The 555-nt window shown below is 47.0% G+C and carries 1 pseudogene; it reads left to right on the top strand.

Annotated features, from left to right (window positions below):
- Positions 1-492, top strand: a pseudogene (locus tag ACFIKH_RS09410) (hypothetical protein); the annotation flags it as partial.
- Between the last annotated feature and the right edge of the window lie 63 nt (positions 493-555).

Genomic DNA, 555 nt, shown 5'->3' with positions numbered 1-555 from the left:
ATGAAAGGTTCTGATTTAGATAAATTAAAAACAGCTTACATTGGTCGTGGTGGTAAAGGCAATGACAGTAACATTTTGTGCAATGGTGGTAGAACAATGATCAAAGGGCTTGTTACAGCAGAAGGAGGATATTCCGTTTCCATGACTCTCGTTAACTTTGGAGGGAAAGGCGGCGATGGAGGAGGAAACAGAGAGGGCATTAGTGGTGAGAGTTTTATTTTTTCTGGTGGGAATGGTGGAGGAAGTGGAGTCGACGGCAAGAGAGCTGGTACCGGTGGAAGTTCGTTTCTTGGCGGCGGCGGCGGTGGTGGTGGTCAATGCAAGGGTTCTATCATGGGGCAGGGTGGTGAGAGTTACAAAGGTGGTAACGGTGGTAGAGGTGGTAAAGAATGTGGTGGCGGCGGCGGGGGATATTTCGATGGGAAATCCGGAGGCGACAAAATTGGCGGCGACGGTGGTGACGGAGCAGTACTCATAAAGGTATATTTATAAGGTGAATTGAACAATGGCACGGAAAATAAGTAAAGACTGTTTATACTGTTTAAAAAAGTGGGA

Origin of the sequence: Bartonella sp. SD1336NMGDW, assembly GCF_042193565.1 — a bacterium.
In the GTDB taxonomy this organism is placed as follows: Bacteria; Pseudomonadota; Alphaproteobacteria; order Rhizobiales; family Rhizobiaceae; genus Bartonella; species Bartonella grahamii.
Note: the sequence above shows the minus strand (reverse complement) of the source record. Positions and strands in the feature narration are given on the sequence as shown.